The 20954-nt window shown below is 63.7% G+C and carries 20 protein-coding genes, 2 tRNA genes and 1 rRNA gene; 12 read left to right on the top strand and 11 right to left on the bottom strand.

The annotated features are described in order from the left end of the window. The first annotated feature begins 14 nt into the window (after positions 1-14). The 6 genes from WJ542_RS15530 to WJ542_RS15505 all read left to right on the top strand — a co-directional run bounded on the left by WJ542_RS15530 (position 15) and on the right by WJ542_RS15505 (position 4553). Complete coding sequence (locus WJ542_RS15530; RefSeq protein ID WP_411190087.1) at positions 15-605, top strand: NUDIX domain-containing protein; 591 nt, start codon at positions 15-17, stop codon at positions 603-605. A gap of 132 nt (positions 606-737) precedes the next feature. Continuing rightward, the gene (locus tag WJ542_RS15525; protein ID WP_411190086.1) at positions 738-1172 is read left to right on the top strand and encodes a DUF1178 family protein; all 435 of its coding nucleotides are present in this window, start codon (positions 738-740) and stop codon (positions 1170-1172) included. Positions 1173-1236: 64 nt separating this feature from the next. Further along, a complete protein-coding gene (locus WJ542_RS15520; RefSeq protein ID WP_411190085.1) occupies positions 1237-2445 on the top strand; it encodes an acyl-CoA dehydrogenase family protein in 1209 nt (402 codons plus the stop codon). A 10-nt stretch (positions 2446-2455) separates the two neighbouring features. Beyond that, positions 2456-3583 (top strand): acyl-CoA dehydrogenase family protein, encoded by a 1128-nt coding sequence (locus WJ542_RS15515; RefSeq protein WP_411190084.1) that lies wholly within the window; start codon positions 2456-2458, stop codon positions 3581-3583. Positions 3584-3612: 29 nt separating this feature from the next. Then, complete coding sequence (locus WJ542_RS15510) at positions 3613-4086, top strand: MaoC family dehydratase (protein ID WP_411190083.1); 474 nt, start codon at positions 3613-3615, stop codon at positions 4084-4086. Further along, positions 4083-4553, top strand: coding sequence for a MaoC family dehydratase (locus WJ542_RS15505; protein WP_411190082.1), 471 nt, complete (start codon positions 4083-4085; stop codon positions 4551-4553). The genes WJ542_RS15510 and WJ542_RS15505 overlap by 4 nt, the downstream gene beginning before the upstream one ends. A 90-nt stretch (positions 4554-4643) precedes the next feature. Here the strand turns inward: WJ542_RS15505 and WJ542_RS15500 are convergent, their stop codons facing one another. From WJ542_RS15500 to WJ542_RS15480, 5 genes are all read right to left on the bottom strand, one after another. Then, positions 4644-5345: a glutathione binding-like protein gene (locus WJ542_RS15500; protein ID WP_411190081.1), complete on the bottom strand. Its 702-nt coding sequence runs from the start codon at positions 5343-5345 to the stop codon at positions 4644-4646. 208 nt (positions 5346-5553) lie between these two features. Then, positions 5554-6813: an acyl-CoA dehydrogenase family protein gene (locus tag WJ542_RS15495; RefSeq protein ID WP_411190080.1), complete on the bottom strand. Its 1260-nt coding sequence runs from the start codon at positions 6811-6813 to the stop codon at positions 5554-5556. 51 nt (positions 6814-6864) lie between these two features. Further along, entirely contained in the window at positions 6865-7971 is a 1107-nt protein-coding gene (locus WJ542_RS15490) for a phosphotransferase (RefSeq protein WP_411190079.1), read from the bottom strand. Between the two features lie 34 nt (positions 7972-8005). Beyond that, positions 8006-8725: a histidine phosphatase family protein gene (locus WJ542_RS15485; RefSeq protein ID WP_411190078.1), complete on the bottom strand. Its 720-nt coding sequence runs from the start codon at positions 8723-8725 to the stop codon at positions 8006-8008. Further along, positions 8726-9514, bottom strand: coding sequence for an oxepin-CoA hydrolase, alternative type (locus tag WJ542_RS15480; protein ID WP_411190077.1), 789 nt, complete (start codon positions 9512-9514; stop codon positions 8726-8728). A 173-nt stretch (positions 9515-9687) separates the two neighbouring features. On the opposite strand from WJ542_RS15480, the gene WJ542_RS15475 reads away from it, so the two are divergent. Beyond that, the gene (locus tag WJ542_RS15475) at positions 9688-10329 is read left to right on the top strand and encodes a glutathione S-transferase family protein (protein WP_411190076.1); all 642 of its coding nucleotides are present in this window, start codon (positions 9688-9690) and stop codon (positions 10327-10329) included. 117 nt (positions 10330-10446) lie between these two features. Here the strand turns inward: WJ542_RS15475 and WJ542_RS15470 are convergent, their stop codons facing one another. Then, positions 10447-11637, bottom strand: a complete 1191-nt coding sequence (locus WJ542_RS15470) for a pyridoxal phosphate-dependent aminotransferase (protein WP_411190075.1) — start codon at positions 11635-11637, stop codon at positions 10447-10449. Between the two features lie 112 nt (positions 11638-11749). After that, the gene (locus tag WJ542_RS15465) at positions 11750-12280 is read right to left on the bottom strand and encodes a putative toxin-antitoxin system toxin component, PIN family (RefSeq protein ID WP_411190579.1); all 531 of its coding nucleotides are present in this window, start codon (positions 12278-12280) and stop codon (positions 11750-11752) included. 52 nt (positions 12281-12332) lie between these two features. Between WJ542_RS15465 and yaaA the strand changes: the two genes are divergently transcribed. Together yaaA and WJ542_RS15455 are read left to right on the top strand one after the other, a co-directional pair. Next, positions 12333-13124 carry a peroxide stress protein YaaA gene (gene yaaA, locus WJ542_RS15460; RefSeq protein WP_411190074.1) on the top strand — a complete coding sequence of 264 codons (792 nt, stop codon included), beginning with the start codon at positions 12333-12335 and terminating at the stop codon, positions 13122-13124. A gap of 15 nt (positions 13125-13139) precedes the next feature. Next, entirely contained in the window at positions 13140-14303 is a 1164-nt protein-coding gene (locus WJ542_RS15455) for a M14 family metallopeptidase (protein ID WP_411190073.1), read from the top strand. A gap of 76 nt (positions 14304-14379) precedes the next feature. On the opposite strand, the gene WJ542_RS15450 is transcribed toward WJ542_RS15455, so the two are convergent. From WJ542_RS15450 to WJ542_RS15435, 4 genes are all read right to left on the bottom strand, one after another. Continuing rightward, positions 14380-15027 (bottom strand): BspC domain-containing protein, encoded by a 648-nt coding sequence (locus WJ542_RS15450; RefSeq protein WP_411190072.1) that lies wholly within the window; start codon positions 15025-15027, stop codon positions 14380-14382. A 210-nt stretch (positions 15028-15237) separates the two neighbouring features. Then, positions 15238-15912 carry an energy-coupling factor ABC transporter permease gene (locus WJ542_RS15445; protein WP_411190071.1) on the bottom strand — a complete coding sequence of 225 codons (675 nt, stop codon included), beginning with the start codon at positions 15910-15912 and terminating at the stop codon, positions 15238-15240. Positions 15913-15921: 9 nt separating this feature from the next. Beyond that, positions 15922-16848, bottom strand: a complete 927-nt coding sequence (locus tag WJ542_RS15440) for a helix-turn-helix transcriptional regulator (RefSeq protein ID WP_411190070.1) — start codon at positions 16846-16848, stop codon at positions 15922-15924. A 196-nt stretch (positions 16849-17044) separates the two neighbouring features. Continuing rightward, on the bottom strand, positions 17045-18259 hold the full coding sequence (locus tag WJ542_RS15435; protein WP_411190069.1) for a DUF2863 family protein: 1215 nt from the start codon (positions 18257-18259) through the stop codon (positions 17045-17047). 673 nt (positions 18260-18932) lie between these two features. Here WJ542_RS15435 and WJ542_RS15430 point away from each other — a divergent pair. From WJ542_RS15430 to WJ542_RS15420, 3 genes are all read left to right on the top strand, one after another. Then, positions 18933-20463: ribosomal RNA gene (locus tag WJ542_RS15430) — 16S ribosomal RNA — on the top strand. A 66-nt stretch (positions 20464-20529) separates the two neighbouring features. After that, positions 20530-20606: transfer RNA gene (locus WJ542_RS15425), tRNA-Ile, on the top strand. A gap of 37 nt (positions 20607-20643) precedes the next feature. After that, a tRNA-Ala gene (locus WJ542_RS15420) sits at positions 20644-20719 on the top strand. The last annotated feature ends 235 nt before the right edge of the window (positions 20720-20954 follow it).

Below are 20954 nucleotides of genomic sequence, written 5' to 3'. Positions count from 1 at the left end.
TCCAGAGGTTCAAAATGGCTGAACATCAGAAACACGACCCGGCACTTGCCGAGACGTGCGTGCAAAGCACGACGCTCTATTCGGGTAACTTCCTGACCCTCAAACGCGACACGGTAGCGTTGCCCGACGGCAAGCACGCGACGCGCGAATTCGTCGTGCACCCAGGCGCCGTGATGGTGATCCCCCTTTTCGACGACGGCCGCGTGCTGATGGAGCGTCAATACCGTTATCCGCTCGCGCGCGTGATGACCGAGTTTCCGGCCGGCAAGCTCGACCCGCAGGAAGGAGCGCTGGCCTGCGCGAAACGCGAGCTTCAGGAAGAAACGGGCTATACGGCGCGCGAGTATCTCTACCTGACCCAGATTCATCCGGTCATCTCGTACTCGACGGAATTCATCGACATCTATCTCGCGCGCGGTTTGACCGCGGGCGAGGCGAAGCTCGACGAAGGCGAGTTCCTGGAGACGTTCACGGCGACCGTGCCGGAACTGCTCGAATGGGTGCGCAACGGCAAGATCACCGACGTCAAGACGATCATCGGCACGTTCTGGCTCGAGAAGGCACTCTCGGGAACCTGGCCGCTGGGCAAGATCGAGCAGGGTTGAGGGCATGAGCGGCGCAAGCTACGCAGCGCTACAATAAATGGTTACGCCGAGAACGGCCTGCCGGAAAATTTACGAACGGTCGTTCACAAATCGTCATTTTGCGCTACACTCGTTGCCAAGCCCCGATTCCCCATGAAGGTTCTCGATTTACAGTGTCCAGACGGCCATCGGTTCGAAGGCTGGTTCGCGTCCGCTGACGACTTCGAGTCGCAGCTTTCTCGCAAGCTGGTCGAATGTCCGATGTGCGGCGCCAAGGAAGTGAGCCGCCTGCCGTCCGCACCCCGGCTAAATTTGTCGGGTGCCGCCGAGGCGAGCCAGCGGCCTGCCCCGGATGGCGCGGCGCATTGGCAGGCTAAGGCGATGCGCGCACTGCGCGAGGTCCTGGAGAAGACGGAGAACGTGGGCGACCGTTTCGCCGAGGAGGCACGGCGTATTCACTACAACGAAGCGCCGTCGCGCAACATCCGCGGAGTCGCTTCCGCGGAAGATGCGCAAGCCCTCGTCGAAGAAGGCATCGACGTGATGCCGCTGCCGGTTCCGGCCGCGCTGAAGGACTCGCTGCAGTAATCCTGCGGGTCTTCGCCGCGGCGCGGGGTTGTCCCGCACCGGCCGCGGCCAGGAGACACTGCGCATGGATCTCGATTATTCCCCCGCCGACGACGCATTCCGCGCCGAAATCCGCGCCTGGCTCGAGGCTAACGTGCCTCAAGCCGCGCGCGAGAAGATTCTCAACCACAAACGTCTGAGTCGTGACGACATCGCGAGCTGGCACAAGCTGCTCGGTCAACGCGGCTGGTCCGCGCCCGCGTGGCCCGTGGAGTACGGCGGCCCGGGCTGGGACACCGCTCAGCGTCATATCTGGGACGAGGAGTGCGCACGCATCGGCGCGCCGCCGGTGCTGCCATTCGGCGTGTCGATGGTCGCGCCGGTGATTATGAAGTATGGCAACGAAGCGCAGAAGCGCTACTATCTGCCGCGCATCCTGGCGGGAACCGACTGGTGGTGCCAGGGCTACTCCGAACCCGGCTCCGGGTCCGACCTCGCTTCGCTGCGCACGCGCGCCGTCCGGGTCCAGGACGATTCGGGCGATCACTACGTCGTGAACGGCCAGAAGACCTGGACCACGCTGGGCCAGCACGCCGACATGATGTTCTGCCTCGTGCGCACCGATCCGGCTGCGAAGAAGCAGGAAGGCATCTCGTTCCTGCTGGTCGACATGAAGACGCCAGGCATCACCGTGCGTCCGATCATCATGCTCGACGAAGAGCATGAGGTGAACGAAGTGTTCTTCGAGGACGTGAAGGTTCCCGTCGAAAATCGGGTGGGCGAGGAGAACCGCGGCTGGACGTACGCGAAGTATCTGCTCGGTCATGAGCGCACCGGCATCGCGCGCGTGGGCGCCTCGAAGCGCGAACTCGCGTTCCTCAAGAAGCTCGCGCTCAAGCAAAAGAAGCACGGCAAGCCGTTGCTCGAAGACCCGCTCTTCGCGGCGCGCGTCGCCGCCGTCGAGATCGAGCTGATGGCGCTCGAGGTGACCGTCGAACGCGTGATCGCGAGCGAAGGCGCCGGGCGCGGGCCCGGTCCCGAGGCGTCCATGCTCAAGATCAAGGGCACCGAGGTCCAGCAGGCGCTGACCGAGCTGATGGTCGACGCGGTCGGCCCGCTCGCCGCACCGTTCGATCCGGCCTTCCTCGAAGGCGAAGACGCACATGCGGCCGGCGGCGACGATGATGCGGCCCCGCTCGCGGCTTACTACTTCAACTATCGCAAGACGTCGATCTACGGCGGGTCGAACGAAATCCAGAAGAACATCATCTCGCAGATGATCCTGGGGCTTTGAGGAGCGGCGCATGAACTTCAATTTCACCGAAGAGCAACAGCAACTCACCGACGCACTGCGTCGCTATCTCGACAAGAACTACGGCTTCGAAGCGCGCCAGGCGATCGTGAAGACGGCTGAAGGTGTCTCGGCCGACCACTGGAGCGCGTTCGTCGAACTCGGTCTCACGGCGCTGCCGGTGCCGGCGGACCAGGGCGGCTTCGACGGCACGCCGTTCGACATGCTGGTCGTCATGCAGGAGCTTGGCCGCGCGCTCGTGGTCGAGCCTTACTGGGCGACGGCGGTGGGTGTCGAGGCGCTCAGGCTGGCGGGAACCGCGCAGCCCGAGAACGCGCAACTGCTCGAACGCGTGGCAGCAGGCGAGGCGCGCGTTGCCGTGGCGTTTCACGAGCCCGATGCGCGTTACGACCTGTTCTCGATCGAGACCATGGCAAAGGAAACCGGCAACGGCTTTGCGCTTTCGGGCGCCAAGTCCGTCGTGCAGCATGGCGCTCAGGCCGACTACTGGATCGTGCCGGCGCGTCTTGGTGGCGACATCGCGCTGTTTGTCGTGGCCCGCGACGCCGAGGGTGTTGCAGTGAGCGATTACCGCACGATCGATGGCCAGCGTGCCGCGACGCTGAGGTTCGACGGCACGCCCGCGCGGCGTCTGGGCGATGCCTCGGTGGGCGCGGCAACGCTCGAGCAGATCGCCGACTACGCGACCTTCCTGCTGTGCGCGGAAGCCGTCGGCGCGATGGATGCGCTCAATCACGCGACCGTCGAGTACACGAAAACGCGTCAGCAATTCGGCGTGCCGATCGCGCGTTTCCAGGCGCTGCAGCATCGCATGGCCGAAATGTTGATCCACGCCGAGCAGGCGCGCTCGCTCACGTATCTTGCCGCGGCGCGTTACAGTAGCGAGTCGCCGGACGAGCGCCGCCGCACGATTTCCGCCGCGAAGGTGCGCGTGGGGCAGGCGGCGCGTTACGTCGGCCAGCAGGCCGTGCAGCTGCACGGTGGCATGGGTGTCACCAACGAGGTCGCCGCGGCGCATCTGTTCAAGCGCCTCACGATCATCGACACGACGCTTGGCGACGTCGATCATCATCTGGAGCGGTTCGCCGCGCTGCCGGGCTTTGCGAAGGCGGCGGCGTGAACACCGCGGCAGCAGCGAGGGAAGCAACGATGGGCTTGAGCTACGAAGACCTGGAAGTGGGCAAGACGTATGAAGTCGGCTCGCATACGTTCACGCGCGACGAGATCGTGCATTTCGCGGAGCAGTTCGATCCGCAGCCGTTCCACGTGAGCGAGGCGGGCGGCGAGGCGTCGATGTTCGGCGGCCTCGTGGCGAGCGGCTGGCACACGTGCTCGGTCATGATGGGGCTGCTCGTGCGCCACTTCCTGCGCGATTCGACCTCGATGGGCTCGCCCGGCGTCGACGAGATCCGCTGGCTCAAGCCGACGCGCGTCGGCGACACGCTGACGATGAAGAACACCATCGTCAGCAAGCGCGTGTCGGAGAGCAAGCCCGATCGCGGTATCGTCGAAACGCGCTGGGAAGGCGTCAACCAGCACGGCGAGACCGTCGTGACGGTGCGCTCGAAAGGGCTGTTCGGATTGCGCCATCCTGGCGTGGGCCAAACCGGGAGCGCATCGTGAGCGAGAGCGGTATCGTGCAGATCGCCGACCTTGCCGCGCTGCGCGCGCTTGCAGGCGGCGCGCCGTTCGTGAGCGGCTGGATCGAAGTAGGCGAGCCGCAGGTACTGGGCTTTGCCGATGCCACCGGCGACCATCAGTGGATTCACGTCGACGCGGAACGCGCGCGCCGCGAGTCGCCGTTCGGCGGTCCGATCGCGCATGGTTTTCTCACGCTTTCGCTGATCCCGGCGCTGCTCGAACAGACCGTGCAGATGCGTCAGCGCATGGGCGTCAACTACGGGCTCAACCGCGTGCGCTTCACTTCACCGGTGCCCGTGGGAGCGAAGGTGCGGGCGCGCTTCGGCGTGAAGGAAGTGAGCGAGGTCGGCGACGGCGGCGTACAGGTAACGTGGGACGTGACCATCGAGCGCGAAGGTGGCGAGCGGCCCGCGTGCGTCGCGGAGTTTCTCACGCGGCACTATTTCTGAGCGCATCCAGGCGCGATGAATGAAGAAGGGGCGTCCGGCCGTGAAGGCCGGGCGCCCCTTTTTTGCAGAGTCCGTTTGCGCGCGCGGTGCTCAGTGCTTCTTGTACTGCGTCGCGCCGAACAAGACCTCGCGTGCCTTGTCGTCGGTAATCGGCTTGCGCGCCGAAGCCAGCACCTCGACGCCGCGCTTGACCGCCGGGCGCGCCGCAATGGCTTCGTGCCAGCGCTTCACGTTCGGCAGCGCGTCGAGGTCGATGCCCTGGTTTTGCCACGAACGCGTCCACGGGAACGCGGCGATATCGGCGATGGTGTACTCATTGCCTGCCAGATATTCGGTCTTGCCGAGCTGCGTATCCATCACGTTGTAGAGCCGCTTGGCTTCGTTCGTGTAGCGATTGACGGCGTACTCGATCTTCTCCGGCGCGTAAATGCGGAAGTGGTGCGCCTGACCGAGCATCGGCCCGAGGCCACCCATCTGGAACATCACCCACTGCAGCACGTCGTAGCGCGCGGCGAGATCCTCGGGCATGAACTTGCCGGTCTTCGCGGCGAGATAGATGAGGATGGCGCCCGATTCGAACAGCGAAAACGGCTTGCCGTCCTCGCGCGCCGGACCTTCCGTATCGACGATCGCCGGAATCTTGTTGTTCGGGCTGATGGCGAGGAAGTCCGGCTGGAACTGGTCGCCCGCGCCGATATCGACCGGATGCACCCGGTACGCCAGGCCGGTCTCTTCCAGCATGATGTGGACTTTGTGGCCGTTCGGCGTGGCCCAACTGTAGACGTCGATCATCGTGGCTCCATGGCGCGATAGAAGGGCGGCGGGCGTGCCTTTGGCGCCTCGCCGGATCTCGCGGAAATTAGCATAGTTCGGCGGGCGCTGCCGAGGGCGAACAGGAGTCCGCGTTGACGTCAGGGCCATCGGCCGAATGGGCAATGACCGTGGGGATCACGGCGCCCGCCCGGCGCACAGATCGCAGCCGGGCAGGCGGGGCGCCGCTTCAGGACCGCGTGACCGGCATCTCGACGCGCGAGGCGGCATCGGCGTCCATATGCCTCGCCAGTTCGAGCTTGGCGATGGCATTGCGGTGGACCTCATCGGGACCGTCCGCGAAACGCAGCGTGCGCGCCGAGGCGTACGCGTAGGCGAGCGGGAAGTCCCCGCTCACACCCGCCGCGCCGTGCACCTGCATCGCCCAGTCGATTACCTGGCAGGCCATGTTCGGCGCCACCACCTTGATCATCGCGATCTCTCCGCGCGCGCCCTTGTTGCCGACCGTGTCCATCATGTACGCGGTCTTGAGCGTGAGGAGGCGCGCCTGGTCGATCATGCAGCGCGCCTCGGCAATGCGTTCCTGCGTGACCGTCTGCTGGGCCACCGGCTTGCCGAACGCCACACGCGTCAACGCGCGCTTCGCCATCAGTTCGAGCGCGCGCTCGGCGAGGCCGATCAGGCGCATGCAGTGATGGATGCGGCCCGGCCCGAGACGCCCCTGAGCGATCTCGAAGCCGCGGCCTTCGCCCAGCAGGATGTTCGAGGCGGGCACTCGGACGTTTTCGAGCGCGATCTCCATGTGGCCGTGCGGGGCGTCGTCGTAGCCGAACACCGTCAGCGGGCGGCGCACGGTGATGCCGGCGGTGTCGGCCGGCACGAGGATCATCGACTGCTGCGCGTGGCGCGGCCCCTCGGGATCGGTCTTGCCCATCAGGATGTAGATCGCGCAGCGCGGGTCGCCGGCGCCCGACGACCACCACTTCGTGCCGTTGATCACGTACTCGTCGCCGTCACGTTCGATGCGGGTCTGGATGTTGGTCGCGTCGGACGAGGCGACGTCGGGCTCCGTCATCAGGAACGCCGAGCGGATCTGTCCTTCCAGCAGCGGCTGGAGCCACTGGCGCTTGTGTTCCTCGGTGCCGTAGCGCTCGATGGTCTCCATGTTGCCCGTGTCGGGCGCGCTGCAGTTGAACACCTCCGGCGCCCAGTACACGCGGCCCATGATTTCACACAGCGGCGCGTACTCCAGGTTCGTCAGGCCGGCGCCTCGCGTCGAATCGGGCAGGAACAGGTTCCACAGGTCCGCTTCGCGCGCCTTGATCTTCAGCTTCTCGACGATTTCCGTCGGCACCCACGCGTTGCCGTTCGCGCGATTGCGCTCGACTTCCGCGTGATAGACGGACTCGTTCGGGTAAATGTGCTCGTCGAAAAACGCGAGCAGTCTCTTGCGCAGTGCCTCAACTTTCGGGGTGTAATCGAAGTTCATCTGTGACCTCGCCTTGAAATGAGCTGTCGTGCCGCTATCGGTATCGCGGTGTCAACGGACCTGCTGCGCGTAGTGCCACGCGAGTTCCGCCATCGGCCGCGCGCGGCTGCCTGCGTCGGCGGCCTGGGCGCTCGCCGCCGTGCCGTCCACCACGCGTTTCATGATGCCCTGCAGGATCGCGGCGATGCGGAACATGTTGTAGGCCAGGTAGAAGTTCCAGTCACCACGAATCTCGAGGCCGGTACGCTCGCGATAGCGCCGTACGTAGTCCTCTTCGTCCGGAATGCCGAGCGCGGCCCAGTCGAGTCCGCCTATGCCGCGAAACTGCGCCGGATCGACGTGCCAGGCCATGCAGTGGTACGAGAAGTCGGCAAGCGGGTCGCCCAGTGTCGAGAGCTCCCAGTCGAGCACGGCGAGCACGCGCGGCTCGGTGGGGTGGAAGATCAGGTTGTCGAGCCGGTAGTCGCCGTGCACGACCGAGATGCGCGAGCCCGTATCGTCGGGCATGTGCTGCGGCAGCCACTCGATCAGGCGATGCATTGCCTCGATCGGTTCGGTCTCCGACGCTTGATACTGGCGGCTCCAGCGATCGATCTGGCGTGCGAAATAATTGCCGGGCTTGCCGTAATCGCCGAGCCCGATTGCCTCCGGCTTCACGTTGTGCAGCGCGGCGATCACCCGGTTCATTTCCTCGTAGATCGCCGCGCGTTCCGCGCGCGTCATGCCGGGCAGCGACTGGTCCCACAGCACGCGGCCCTCGACGAATTCCATCACGTAGAACGCGCGGCCGATCACGGCTTCGTCTTCGCACAGCGCGAGCATCCTGGCGACGGGCACGTCGGTGTTGCCGAGCGCGGCCATCACGCGGTATTCGCGCTCGATGGCGTGCGCCGACGGCAGCAGCCTGGCCTTCGGCCCCGGCTTGGCGCGCATCACATAGGTGCGCGTTGGCGTGACGAGCTTGAAAGTGGGATTCGACTGGCCGCCGGCGAACTGTTCGACCGTCAACGGCCCGGCGAACCCATCGACGTGGGCGGCCAGCCAGGCGGCGAGCGCCTCGGTGTCGAAGCGCTGGCGTTCGGCGACGGGGCGCGTGCCCTCGAATGCCGAGTAGTCGGGTTGCTTCGGGGCGTCTCCATCCGGGGTGGCTTGCGCCATGTCTGTCTCCCTTATGCTGTTCGGGCGCCGAGCGCTAGCCCTGTGGGCGGTAGCGCAAAAATTGCGCGTAGAGCATTTCCATCGAGGTGTTGCGCACGTCGCGATGGAGCGGCGACGGCGGCGAGAAATTGAGCAGGCGCACGACCCAGTCTGCGGGCGCCGAGCCGACGTCGAGCGCATTGATGCAGCCGGTGGCCTGCGCCAGATGTCCGAAGAACGTGCGGCCTCCCGCCGTGAGCGCATGCGAAAGGATCGCGCGGTTCACGCCGCCGTGCAGCACGAGCAGCGCGGTGTCCCAGGACGGATCGGCGCGCAGCTTCGCGACTTCGGGCAGCACGCGGTCGAGCAGCTCGCCCACCGTTTCGCCGCCCAGAAAACGCGTGGTTTCAGGCACGATGCCTTCGAATACGCGCAGGAAGGCGCTCTCCACTTCGTCGGGCGGGATCTCGGCAAGACGTCCGCCGTGTATCTCTTCCCACGCCGGCTGGACTTCGAGCTCGATCTGCTGACCCGTTTCGGCGAGCACAAGCTGTGCCGTCTCGACCGTGCGCCTGAGGCCGCTCACGATCACGCGGTCGAAGCGCACGTTCTGCGACGCGAACGCCCGGCCGGCGGCCGTTGCCTGAGCGCGGCCGTTTTCGTTGAGCGGCACCGTGTCGGGGTCGATCGCGCGGCCCGAGCCGTCGAAGTAGGTGACGTCGCCATGCCGCATCAGAAAAATGCGCCGGCGCGTGGGCATCTGGAAGCCGCTCATTTACTTGTAGACTGGAGCACGTTTTTCGAGGAACGCCGTAATGCCTTCCAGCCCGTCGCGATGATGCAGCGAGGCGACGAAGCTCTCGCGCTCGGCAAGGAGCTGGTCGGCAAGCGGCTGGGTTTCCGCCGCATTGACGAGGCCTTTGATGCGCGCGGCCGAGTTCGGCGAGACCTTCGCGAGGTCGTCGGCCCAGGCCAGCGCGGCGTCGAGCGCTCCGTGCGGCTTCGCGAGACGGTTCACGACGCCGAGCTCCGCCAGGCGCGCCGCGCCGATCGGCTTGGCCTCCAGCATCAGTTCGGTCGCGAGCGCACGGGGCAGCGCGCGTGCGAGGAACCACGAGCCGCCGCCGTCGGGCGTGAGGCCCACGCGCGAATACGACATGACGAACTTCGCGTCTTCGGCGGCGACGACGAGGTCGGCGGCCAGCGCCAGCGAGAAGCCGGCGCCCGCCGCCGCGCCTTCCACCGCGGCGATGATCGGCTTGCTGCACTGGCGCATCGCCGTGACCCAGCTCGCGAGCGTGTCGATGCTGGCGGCCTGCACCGACGGATCTTTCGCGCGGTTTTCGAGCAGGCGGTTCAGATTGCCGCCTGCACAGAAGAAATGATCGGCGCCGGTCAGCACGATCGCGCGCAGCGAGGCATCGCGCTCGGCGGCGTCGAACGCTTCGATGGCGGCGGCGTACATGTCGGGATGCAGCGCATTGCGCGCGCCGGGATTCGACAGCGTCAGGACGAGCGTCGATTCATGGCCTTGCGGCCGTGCACTGCGGAGTTCGGCGCTCATACGCGGGCCTCGTTCGGTTCGTTGGCTTTGCCAGGTGTCTCAATGTTGAAATGATGGGAAGCCATTAGAAACTTCGCTCCATGATTGTCCTAGAATAGCACGGTCGTACATTTTCACGAAAACAGATCGGCGACGTTGTATCGGCAGTCGCCTGACCCCAAGGAGGAATGAGGATGATCAAGCTGCATGGATTCGCGCTCTCGAACTACTACAACAAGGTCAAGCTCGTGCTGCTCGAGCACGGTATTCCCTTCGAGGAAGTTTTCAACAAGCTCCCGCTCGACGAGGCCTTGCTTGCGCACTCGCCCGCAGGAAAGGTGCCGTTCGTCGAAACGGAGCATGGCTTTCTGTGCGAATCGGCGGTCATCGTCGAATATCTGAACGCACGCTACCCCGAGAAGCGGATTTTCTCCGCGGATCTGTGGGAGGCCGCGAAGGAGCGCGAACTGATCACCTTCGTCGAAACGCACCTTGAACTCGAAGCGCGCGAACTCTACAGCGAGGCGTTCTTCGGCGGCAAGGTGAGCGACGAGGTCAAGGCGACGGCGCAAAAGCGTCTGCGCCGCTATCTCGCGGCCTTCAGGCGTCTCGCGAAGTTCACGCCGTATGTGGCGGGCGAGCGGTTCGGCGTGGTCGACACGGCGGCCTACGTGAGCTTGCCGCTCGTCGCGAGGGCGACGCAGCGGGTCTATGGCGAGGATATGGTGGTCGAGGCCGGCATCGACTGGAAGCCGTACGCGCAGCTGGTGGGTGAGCGGCCGTCGGCGCAGCGCGTCAACGCGGATCGCAAGGCGTATATCGACGCGAACTCGTAACGGCAGTGCAACGGTCGCGAGGCGTACGCGGTGCGCCTCGCGTGCGCAGCGCCTCGCTGCGTCGCGCGATGATCGGGAACGCCATGTCGTCCGCGGATTCATCGCGCATGGATGCCGTTAGAGCCGCGCGAGCCGTTCGAGCGCGGCCGCGAGCGTGCTTTCCTGCTTTGCGAAGCAAAAGCGCACGACGCCCGATTCGTGCGGCTCGCGATAAAACGCCGACACGGGGATCGCGGCCACGCCGATCTCGGTCGTGAGCCACTTCGAGAACTCGGCTTCGGAAAGGCTGCTGATCGCCGAGTAATCGACGCACTGGAAGTACGTGCCCTCGCACGGCAGCAGTTTGAAGCGTGTGTTCGCGAGGCCTGCGCGGAAGAAATCGCGCTTCTTCTGATAGAACGCCGGCAACTCCAGATACGGCTTCGGGTCGCGCAGATACTGCGCAAGACCCACCTGCATCGGCGTGTTCACCGTGAACACGTTGAACTGATGGACCTTGCGGAATTCCGCGGTGAGCGGCGCGGGCGCGGCGACGTACCCCACTTTCCAGCCGGTTACGTGATAGGTCTTGCCGAAGCTCGACACGATGAAGCTGCGCGCCGCCAGTTCTGGATAGCGCGCGACGCTCTCGTGCGGCGCGCCGTCGTAGACCATGTGTTCGTAGACTTCGTCGGAGAGGATCAGCACGCTGGTGCCGCGCACGATGGCTTCGAGCTTGCGCATGTCCTCGGCGCGCCATACGGTGCCCGTCGGGTTGTGCGGCGTGTTGATGAGGATGAGGCGCGTCTTCGGCGTGATGGCGGCGGCCAGGCGGTCGAACGGAATGGCGTAGTCGGGCGCCTCCAGCGTGACGAATACGGGCTTGCCGCCCGCGAGCTCGATCGACGGCAGATAGCTGTCGTAGGTCGGCTCGACTACGATCACTTCGTCGCCGGGGTGAACCGCGCACAAGATCGCCGTGAGGATCGCCTGGGTCGCGCCTGCCGTCACCGTGATCTCGCTCGCCGCGTCGTAGCGACGGCCGTACACCTGGGCGATCTTGTCGGCGATGGCTTCGCGCAGCGTCGGCACGCCCGCCATCGGCGGGTACTGGTTGTGGCCGCTGCGCATGGCCTGCGCGACGGCATCGACGATGCGCGTGTCGCAGTCGAAGTCGGGAAAGCCCTGGCCCAGATTGACTGCGCCCTTTTCAGCGGCGAGCGCGCTCATCACCGTGAAGATCGTCGTGCCGACGTTCGGCAGACGCGAAGGAAATGAGGGCGTGAGCGGCGTGGCGGGCGATTCGTTCGACGAGTGCGGTGCGTTCATGGCGCGGACGGGCAGTGGGTCTGGGTTGAGCGGGAAAGTCTGATTTTAGGCAAATCGGCGCGGGTTCGTGCGGGTGTCCTGCGCTTGTTCCGGGAGTGCCCGTTGACTGGCTTCAGGTAGCGTCGGTTCCGGTGCCGTCGAGCCTCGCTTCAAGTCCCGCTTCAAATCCTGCTTCAAGCCCCGTTTCGGCAACGAAGACGCCAGGCGTTGCCACGCGAAAGCCGAAGTCGCGCGCCATGCGCCGCGCGAGCTTGAGCACGGCGCGATCCTTCGAGACGAGCCAGGCCGCGCCGCTCGCGCGCGCGAGTTCGAGAAACTTCTGGTCGTCCCGGTCGCGGCATTGCGGCAGGGGCCGCGCGTCGTCGGGGAGCGCGGGCGGCACGATTTCACGCGCGAGGCGCGAGATGGCGGCGAGCGCGTCGGCCTTTTCGATGCCGCGTCCTGCGAACTGGGGGTAGTCGAGGACATACGCGAGTTCGGCGAGGCAGCGTGCGTCGATCACGGCGCCAAGCGCACCGCTTTCAAGGCCGGCGCGTATCGGACGCGTATGCGGATCGTCGAACACGAGGATGTCGATCCACACATTCGAATCGAGGACTACCGAGATGGCGTGGGCGGGCGCCTGGGGCGGAAAACCGGTCATTCTGGACATTCGCTACAATCGGGCTTTCGCCTTTGGACATTGCAAGCGCTCTATGATAATCGTTCTGTCGCCGGCCAAATCGCTCGACTATGACACGCCGGCGCACGTCGAAACCCACACGATTCCCGACTTCGTCGACGACGCGGCCGAACTGATCGACGGCCTGCGCCGTCTTTCGCCGCAGCAGATCGGCACGCTCATGAGCCTATCCGATCCGCTCGCACGGCTGAATTTCCAGCGTTACGCCGACTGGTCGAAACAGTTCAGCCAGGCCAACGCGAAGCAGGCCGTGCTCGCGTTCAACGGCGATGTGTACGAGGGCTTTCAGGCCCGCTCGCTCTCCGCCGCCGATCTCGACTACGCACAGCAGCACGTGCGCGTGCTCTCGGGCCTCTACGGTCTGCTGCGCCCGCTCGACCTGCTGCAGCCTTATCGCCTCGAAATGGGCACGCGTTTCGAGAATGCGCGCGGCAAGGATCTTTATGCCTTCTGGGGCGAGCGCATCACCCACGCACTGAACGCCCAGTTCGACCATAACGCCCGGCGTACGAAGGGTGCGCGCGTGCTCGTGAACTGCGCGTCGAACGAGTATTTCAAGTCGGTCAAGCCCAAGAAGCTGGCGGCGCCGGTTATCACACCGGTGTTCGAGGACTGGAAGGGTGGCCGCTACAAGGTCATCAGCTTCCACGCAAAGCGTGCGCGCGGCCTGATGGCGCGCTATGCGGTCGAGCATCGCATCTCGGAGCCTCAGGCGCTCAAGGGTTTCGACGCCGAAGGCTACGCATTCGATGCCGATGCATCCAACGACTCGACCTGGATATTTCGCCGGCGCATTGCCGAATAAGCGAGAGGAACCGTCATGACCCTAGCCATTACCAGCCAGTTCGACGCCGGCGCGATCGAAGTCCTGTCGTGCGGACGCGCCGACGATATCCGCCTGCGTGTGCGCTCCGACAATCAGTCGGAGTTCGCGCAGTGGTTCTACTTCCGGCTCTCGGGCGCGCGCGGCGAGCGCTGCGTGATGACGTTCGAGAACGCGGCGGCCTGCGCATTTCCGGAGGGATGGCGCAATTACCAGGCGGCGGCGAGCTACGACCGCGTGAACTGGTTCCGCGTGCCGACTTCGTACGACGGCCAGAAGCTCACGATCGACCATACGCCCGATTTCGATCGCGTCTATTACGCGTACTTCGAGCCGTACAGCGAGGAGCGTCATTCGGAGTTCCTCGGCGCACTGCAGCAACTGCCTCATGCCACGCTGACCGAACTCGGCCAGACGGGAGAGGGGCGGCCCATGTCGCTGCTCACGCTCGGCACGGCGGGCGACACCACACCGGACGGCAAGCCGAAGAAGACGGTCTGGATCATCGCGCGCCAGCATCCGGGAGAAACGATGGCCGAGTGGTTCGTCGAAGGGCTCGTGAAGCGGCTCGCCGGTTGGGGCGACTGGGCGGGCGACCCGGTGGCGCGCAAGCTCTACGACCGCGCGGTGTTCCACATCGTGCCGAACATGAACCCCGATGGCAGCGTGCACGGCAACCTGCGCACGAATGCAGCCGGGGCGAACCTGAACCGCGAATGGATGGAGCCGGACGCGCAGCGCAGCCCGGAGGTGCTGGTGGTGCGAGAGGCGATCGAGGCCACGGGCGTCGATCTCTTCTTCGACATCCATGGCGACGAGTCGCTGCCGTACGTATTCGTTGCCGGTTCGGAGATGCTGCCGGGCTTCACCGGGCAGCAGCGTGTCGAACAAAAGGCGTTTATCGACGCGTTCAAGATCGCGAGCCCTGACTTTCAGGACCAGCACGGCTACGAGTCGAGCCGCTACCGGGAGGACGCGCTCAAGCTCGCGTCCAAATACATCGGCCACCGCTACGGCTGCCTTTCGCTGACGCTGGAGATGCCGTTCAAGGACAACGCCAACCTGCCGGACGAGCGCGTGGGCTGGAATGGCGAGCGCAGCGCCGCGCTTGGCGCAGCGATGCTGCAGGCCATCCTGCATCACGTCGAGACGTTCGCGTAACGAGCGGGGTAGACGAGAAAAGGGGGAAGCGATCCAGGTCGCTTCCCCCTTTTTGCTGGCCCGCGCCGGTGGGCGGTTATTGGGCCGTCGTTGTCTTTTTCGAGGCTGTCTTTTTCGCGGTTGTCTTCTTCGAGGACGAACCCGGCTTGCGGCTCGACTTGTTCGATGTGCCTTTTTTCGAAGTCTTGCCCGTCGACTTCTTCGTTGAGTGCTTGCCATGCCCGTGCGCATTGCTGTGCGACGACCCGCCGGTCTCCGCACGAGCGCGCGCCGGCGGTACGGGGTCGTTCCAGCTGAAGGCGAGCATCTGATTGCCCACGTAGCCGCAGCGGAACTTGAGGTCGTAGGGCGAAGCGTCGCTATCGTGCGGAATCCCGATGCCGTCGACCGTCACGATCGTATCGACCTTCACGCGCTGCTTACCTTCGTCGAACGAATCGTTCCATGGGGTGACGGTGGCATGGGCGGTATCGAACGACGAGGGGGGAAACTCGACGTGGTCGAGCGCCGTCGAGGTGCTGGCGACGAAGTTGCCATGCGCGGCGCAGTCGGCGACCAGCGGATCGGCATGCATCTGGTTGATGTAGGTGTTGACCAGGTCGTTGTGCTGATCGAGTTGATCGGCCTTGGCGGGCAGTGCGAGGGCAAGCGCGAGGCTTGCGGCGCATGCTGCCAGTCGGCCGGCCATTGTCAGCAACCGGCGAGATGCGGAATTGCGGTCCATCTGGTTAATGTCGAAGCGGGGTGGGACGTCAGGCTCAATAAGAGCTTGCGATGCGTGGGCGAGTTCAATTCTGAAACAATTATTTTGTGCCTACGTAAGGCCGTGCCGTCGCCGGGACGGTGTGCACGAGACCGCTTCGTGCTGCGGCGCTACGCGCGATGCGAAGACTGGTGTGTAGCGCAGAGACGACCTGATCTTCGGAGGGCGTTCTCAGGTGCGTGGACCGCCTAGCCGGTATCGCCGCACGTCGTAGGTCGTGACCCAGGCCGGTCGATAGACGGCGATCAATGCCGTAGCCATGCCAGTGAACCAGGCCTCGCCGGATGCCAGCAGGAACACGCTGAAGGCATAACCGACCGGCACGACGACCATCGAGTCGCCGTTCAGGGCGATATGAGTACCGAGCGCGAGATACGCTGCGCAGGCCACGGCAATCGCCGGAGAGACGAAGCCTTGACCTACGATAAACATAAAGAGATTGCGCGGCAGCCACGCGATGCAGGCTCGTTGCAGCAAAGCCGAAACTCCGACCGGAAAGGCGCCGAATACGAGGAAGCTGAGCGCGACGCCGTCCCAGGGCGTGTCGAAGACGAGCGCCGCGAGTGCGACGACCGCCGCCATCGCAACGAGTGCGAGGTCCCAGTCGAACAGCGTCACGACGAGCGTTGCGCCGAGCAGATGCAGCACGGTGCCGTCTTCGAGCCATGCATTGCTCGCCCACAGCACGGATACGGCTACGACGATCGCGAGCCATACGTGCTGGAGCGTAGCGTCCTGGAGACGCTTGAACGGGTTGTTCCATACCGCGAGCGCGAGCAGGCCCACGGCGGCAATCCACCCACCGATGACGACCCACAGCGGAAGCGGCGTATACAGGAACCCCATGGCTTCATATTACTCGTTGGATGACAAAACGTGTGCGCAGGGTGGCCCCGGTGGATTGTCGTCGGCGCCGTCGCTGTCGAGGCCAGGCTCGCTGCACTGCGCTAACCCGGTTTCTCCCCACGGACAATCGGGTTCCGCAGCCATCGCCAGCGGCGGCGCGGTGTCGCCTGTCAGCAACGGGTACCGGAACGAATCGGTTTCGCGCGGCCGCAGCGGCATAGGGCCATGCTCGCCGTGCATGGGTTTGGGCGCGCGGTCCATCTGGACACGCAGCACCTCGAGCTGGTTCGCGAGCAGACCGTTGTAGATCGCGACGGCCGCCGCCCGGTTGGGTGCGCCAAGCTGCTGGAAGATGCTGGTCAGGTGGATCTTGACGGTGCCTTCGCTAATGCCGAGGGCTCGGGCGATCATCTTGTTCGTGCTGCCCATGTGGACGCAACGGAGAATCTGCTGCTGACGCGGCGACAGGTGGACCACGGGGCGGCGAGGGCGCGTCGTCGTGTCGCTTCTCGCCGGCTGTTGCGCCGGCTGCGGCGACGGCCATGGCGCGGCGAGGACATCGGCCGGTAGATGGTTGCCGCCAAGCAGGATGAGTTCGAGCAGCTTGACGATCAAAATTGAATCGGTAGTCCGACGGATGATCCCGCGTGCGCCTTCCGCGAGCAGGTCGCGGACCGCGGTGGGGGGCGTTTCTGCGTCCACGATGACCGCAATCGGCAGGCTACGGTAGCGATTCGCGAAATTCCGGAGCTCTCCCGCGCGAATGCCGGCATGCCAGTCGACCACGAACAGATCCGGTGCGAAACGCTGCATGGCGCGCTCGGCACTGCGCCAGTCGGGAGCATCGTTAAAGCGTGCGCGACGGTCGATTTGCCTAAGCAGGGCCTTGAGCCCTTCGCGCCGTTCGGCATCCGGATTAAATACTGCGAACCGCATGGACAAGCCCTCCTGTTTTTGAGGCCCTCTCGAAATGAATGCACAGCGCATTTACTGGGCACGCCGCTTGGCGAGGAACCACGTCGCCATGATGACAAAAAGCTTGCAGCGTGGCGGCCTGTCCAGATGGCATAAGACAAATGGCAAAAAAAAGTCCCGCGCACAGGCGGGACCGGGTAGGAATATGACGTGTTTCTTAGTGGAAATGTGGCTGCACGGGCTCAGCATCTTCTGGCATCTCGGCGTGGACTATCTCGCCGAGCGGGTCTGCATAGAGCGGTACGCCGCAGTCGTCGCAATATTCCGGCTCGAAGCGGCCGGCATGACGGCGAATCTCGGTGATGCCCGACTCCTTCAGCAGCGCCACGATTTCCTCGAGCGGACCGCTGCCGGCGCCTTCTTCTGTCGGTTCCTCGTCGATCTCGGCGTCGCCGTTTTCACGCCCGTACAGCGGCCAGACGACACCGTAGAGGACGTCGTTGCTGCCGCGGCGCGTGAAGCCGATGCGATATTCGTCGATGCGACGCTCACCGAAGCCCGCGACAACTGCGCGCAGGTCTTGCGCGCCGCCGCCGATCGTGTCGAGCAGGTAACGGACAGCCGTGCGGATCGTGTGAGGGCGTACACGCTCGTCGGCGTCGCGGCAGGCCGAGTAATACGCGTCCGGCAGCAGACATTCGAACTCGCAGCCCGGCATCACGACGGCGAGATTGGCGCCGCCCTGGGTTGCCCACTGTTCGAGGCACTGGCCGCGCTCGATGCGCGAACTGTGCTCCTCTTCCTGCCAGCGGAAGAGCGGGGCGCCGACCGGTGCTGCCACAACGGCGAGCAGGAAGCGCGGGTCGGCGAGGATGGGGGATGTCTCGGGCAGTTCGCCGGAACTGATCTTTGCGGCGGCGCCGCCTAACGCGGCGTGCGAAAGCTGCTGGGCGAGGCGCCAGGTTTCGACGTGATGGCGCGGCAACTGGTCGATGCTGTAGAGGTAGGGCGCCATCGCCACACGCGTACCGTTTGCCAGCACGTGGGCCTGGAGATGGTTGCGAAGGGCGTCGGAATTGTCGGCCTTCAGCGGCCCCGACGGGATGACGTAGCGTGTCCAGGCGAGCACCGGCGCGGCGATGAGCAGCGCCTCGTATTGAGCGCCTTCATGCTCGACGATGAACGATTCGCTGTGCGTTTCGGCCATGTCCGCCAGGGCGCCGTAGGCGTCCGGATGGTTTTGCTGCAGATGGTCGAGTGCGGCGTCGAGCGTCGTCTGGTTACCGTTGCGCACGATCTTCGCTAGCAGCGTGTCAAGCTTGGCCTCCCAGAATCGGTCTTCGGTGCGGCTGCCCGAGGCGAACAGGGCGAGCGACAGGCCGACGAGTTTGTCGGCGTCTGGAGGAAGGCGTTTGGCGATTCGCGAGCGCATAAATCTGTGATTTGGAATGCAGAGAACCTCGTATTCTAGTCGGTTCCGTGCGCGCCATCGGTTTGTGCCGCAGCATCACGACAGGCGTATATGTCTATATGACGTGGAGCGGGGCGATAGTAGAGCGAGGCCGGTCTGGGATCGACTTCATCCGGATGGACTGGACGATCGGCAGGTGCGTTGCGCGATACCCGGATGGTCAGGTCAAAAAAACCGCTTGCAAGAAGGGGACCGGGTCACTAGAATCTCGGTCTTTCGCGCTTTCGACGAGAGCGCGGGGAGACGGGAAGCCTGGGGCGAAAGCCTTGTGGCGCCGGGGTCTTCCGGGTGGTGGGCAGGTTGGCGGCAGGTTAAGCGAAGTAAAAAACCTGTTGACAGATCACCCGGCAGTCTCCATAATCTCGTTTCTCTGCTGCAGACGCAGCGACGCAGGAAGAAGCCGGCAGTTGATGAGTTTTAGCGGCGTTTTTGCGAACGATCTTTAAAAATTTACAGCCGACAGGTGTGGGCGCTTGATGCGGTGGGCGGGCCGGTGGATTCTTCGGAGTCTGTCGGAAAGCACAAGTATCAAGAGTCTCACACTAAAGTAAGTCAGGTTTTTGAATTTATTCAGAACCTGTCAGCTTTGAGTGAGCGACCTGTTCCGAGAGGGACAGAAAACAGTAACAGGTTTGAACTGAAGAGTTTGATCCTGGCTCAGATTGAACGCTGGCGGCATGCCTTACACATGCAAGTCGAACGGCAGCGCGGGAGCAATCCTGGCGGCGAGTGGCGAACGGGTGAGTAATACATCGGAACGTGTCCTGGAGTGGGGGATAGCCCGGCGAAAGCCGGATTAATACCGCATACGCTCTGAGGAGGAAAGCGGGGGATCTTCGGACCTCGCGCTCAAGGGGCGGCCGATGGCAGATTAGGTAGTTGGTGGGGTAAAGGCCTACCAAGCCGACGATCTGTAGCTGGTCTGAGAGGACGACCAGCCACACTGGGACTGAGACACGGCCCAGACTCCTACGGGAGGCAGCAGTGGGGAATTTTGGACAATGGGGGCAACCCTGATCCAGCAATGCCGCGTGTGTGAAGAAGGCCTTCGGGTTGTAAAGCACTTTTGTCCGGGAAGAAATCCTCTTCGATAATACCGGGGGGGGATGACGGTACCGGAAGAATAAGCACCGGCTAACTACGTGCCAGCAGCCGCGGTAATACGTAGGGTGCGAGCGTTAATCGGAATTACTGGGCGTAAAGCGTGCGCAGGCGGTGATGTAAGACCGATGTGAAATCCCCGGGCTTAACCTGGGAACTGCATTGGTGACTGCATCGCTGGAGTATGGCAGAGGGGGGTAGAATTCCACGTGTAGCAGTGAAATGCGTAGAGATGTGGAGGAATACCGATGGCGAAGGCAGCCCCCTGGGCCAATACTGACGCTCATGCACGAAAGCGTGGGGAGCAAACAGGATTAGATACCCTGGTAGTCCACGCCCTAAACGATGTCAACTGGTTGTCGGGCCTTCATTGGCTTGGTAACGTAGCTAACGCGTGAAGTTGACCGCCTGGGGAGTACGGTCGCAAGATTAAAACTCAAAGGAATTGACGGGGACCCGCACAAGCGGTGGATGATGTGGATTAATTCGATGCAACGCGAAAAACCTTACCTACCCTTGACATGGATGGAAGTCTGCCGAGAGGTGGATGTGCCCGAAAGGGAGCCATCACACAGGTGCTGCATGGCTGTCGTCAGCTCGTGTCGTGAGATGTTGGGTTAAGTCCCGCAACGAGCGCAACCCTTGTCCCCAGTTGCTACGCAAGAGCACTCCGGGGAGACTGCCGGTGACAAACCGGAGGAAGGTGGGGATGACGTCAAGTCCTCATGGCCCTTATGGGTAGGGCTTCACACGTCATACAATGGTCGGAACAGAGGGTTGCCAAGCCGCGAGGTGGAGCCAATCCCAGAAAACCGATCGTAGTCCGGATCGCAGTCTGCAACTCGACTGCGTGAAGCTGGAATCGCTAGTAATCGCGGATCAGCATGCCGCGGTGAATACGTTCCCGGGTCTTGTACACACCGCCCGTCACACCATGGGAGTGGGTTTTGCCAGAAGTGGCTAGTCTAACCGCAAGGAGGACGGTCACCACGGCAGGATTCATGACTGGGGTGAAGTCGTAACAAGGTAGCCGTATCGGAAGGTGCGGCTGGATCACCTCCTTTCCAGAGCTTTCTGCTCACTGCGTGTTAAGCGCTCACACTTGTCGGCTGTAGAAAAGACAGACTCAGGGGTCTGTAGCTCAGTCGGTTAGAGCACCGTCTTGATAAGGCGGGGGTCGATGGTTCGAATCCATCCAGACCCACCACTGTCTGTGGACGGGCAGATCCCTTGAGAATGTGACTGGGGGATTAGCTCAGCTGGGAGAGCACCTGCTTTGCAAGCAGGGGGTCGTCGGTTCGATCCCGTCATCCTCCACCAATCCTTAATGCCTAGTGTCCGGTTTGAACACAAACCGGGTATTACGCATTGGCGATTGAGCCAGTCAGAGCGGTACGTAAAGTATCGGCTGTCGTTCTTTAACAATCAGGAAGAAGTAGTAAAGAGATTCATCTGAACGCGTCTAGAGATGGGCGTCAGTAAGTGAATCAGGGTTGTGATTGTATCGAAGTATTTTTTAAGTGATCGAAAGATTGCTTTGGAATACGGCACAACG

It is taken from the genome of Paraburkholderia yinzeri (genome assembly GCF_046581065.1).
Taxonomy (GTDB): Bacteria; Pseudomonadota; Gammaproteobacteria; order Burkholderiales; family Burkholderiaceae; genus Paraburkholderia.
The sequence above is the reverse complement of the archived record's forward strand: the minus strand, read 5'-3'. Positions and strand labels throughout refer to the sequence as shown.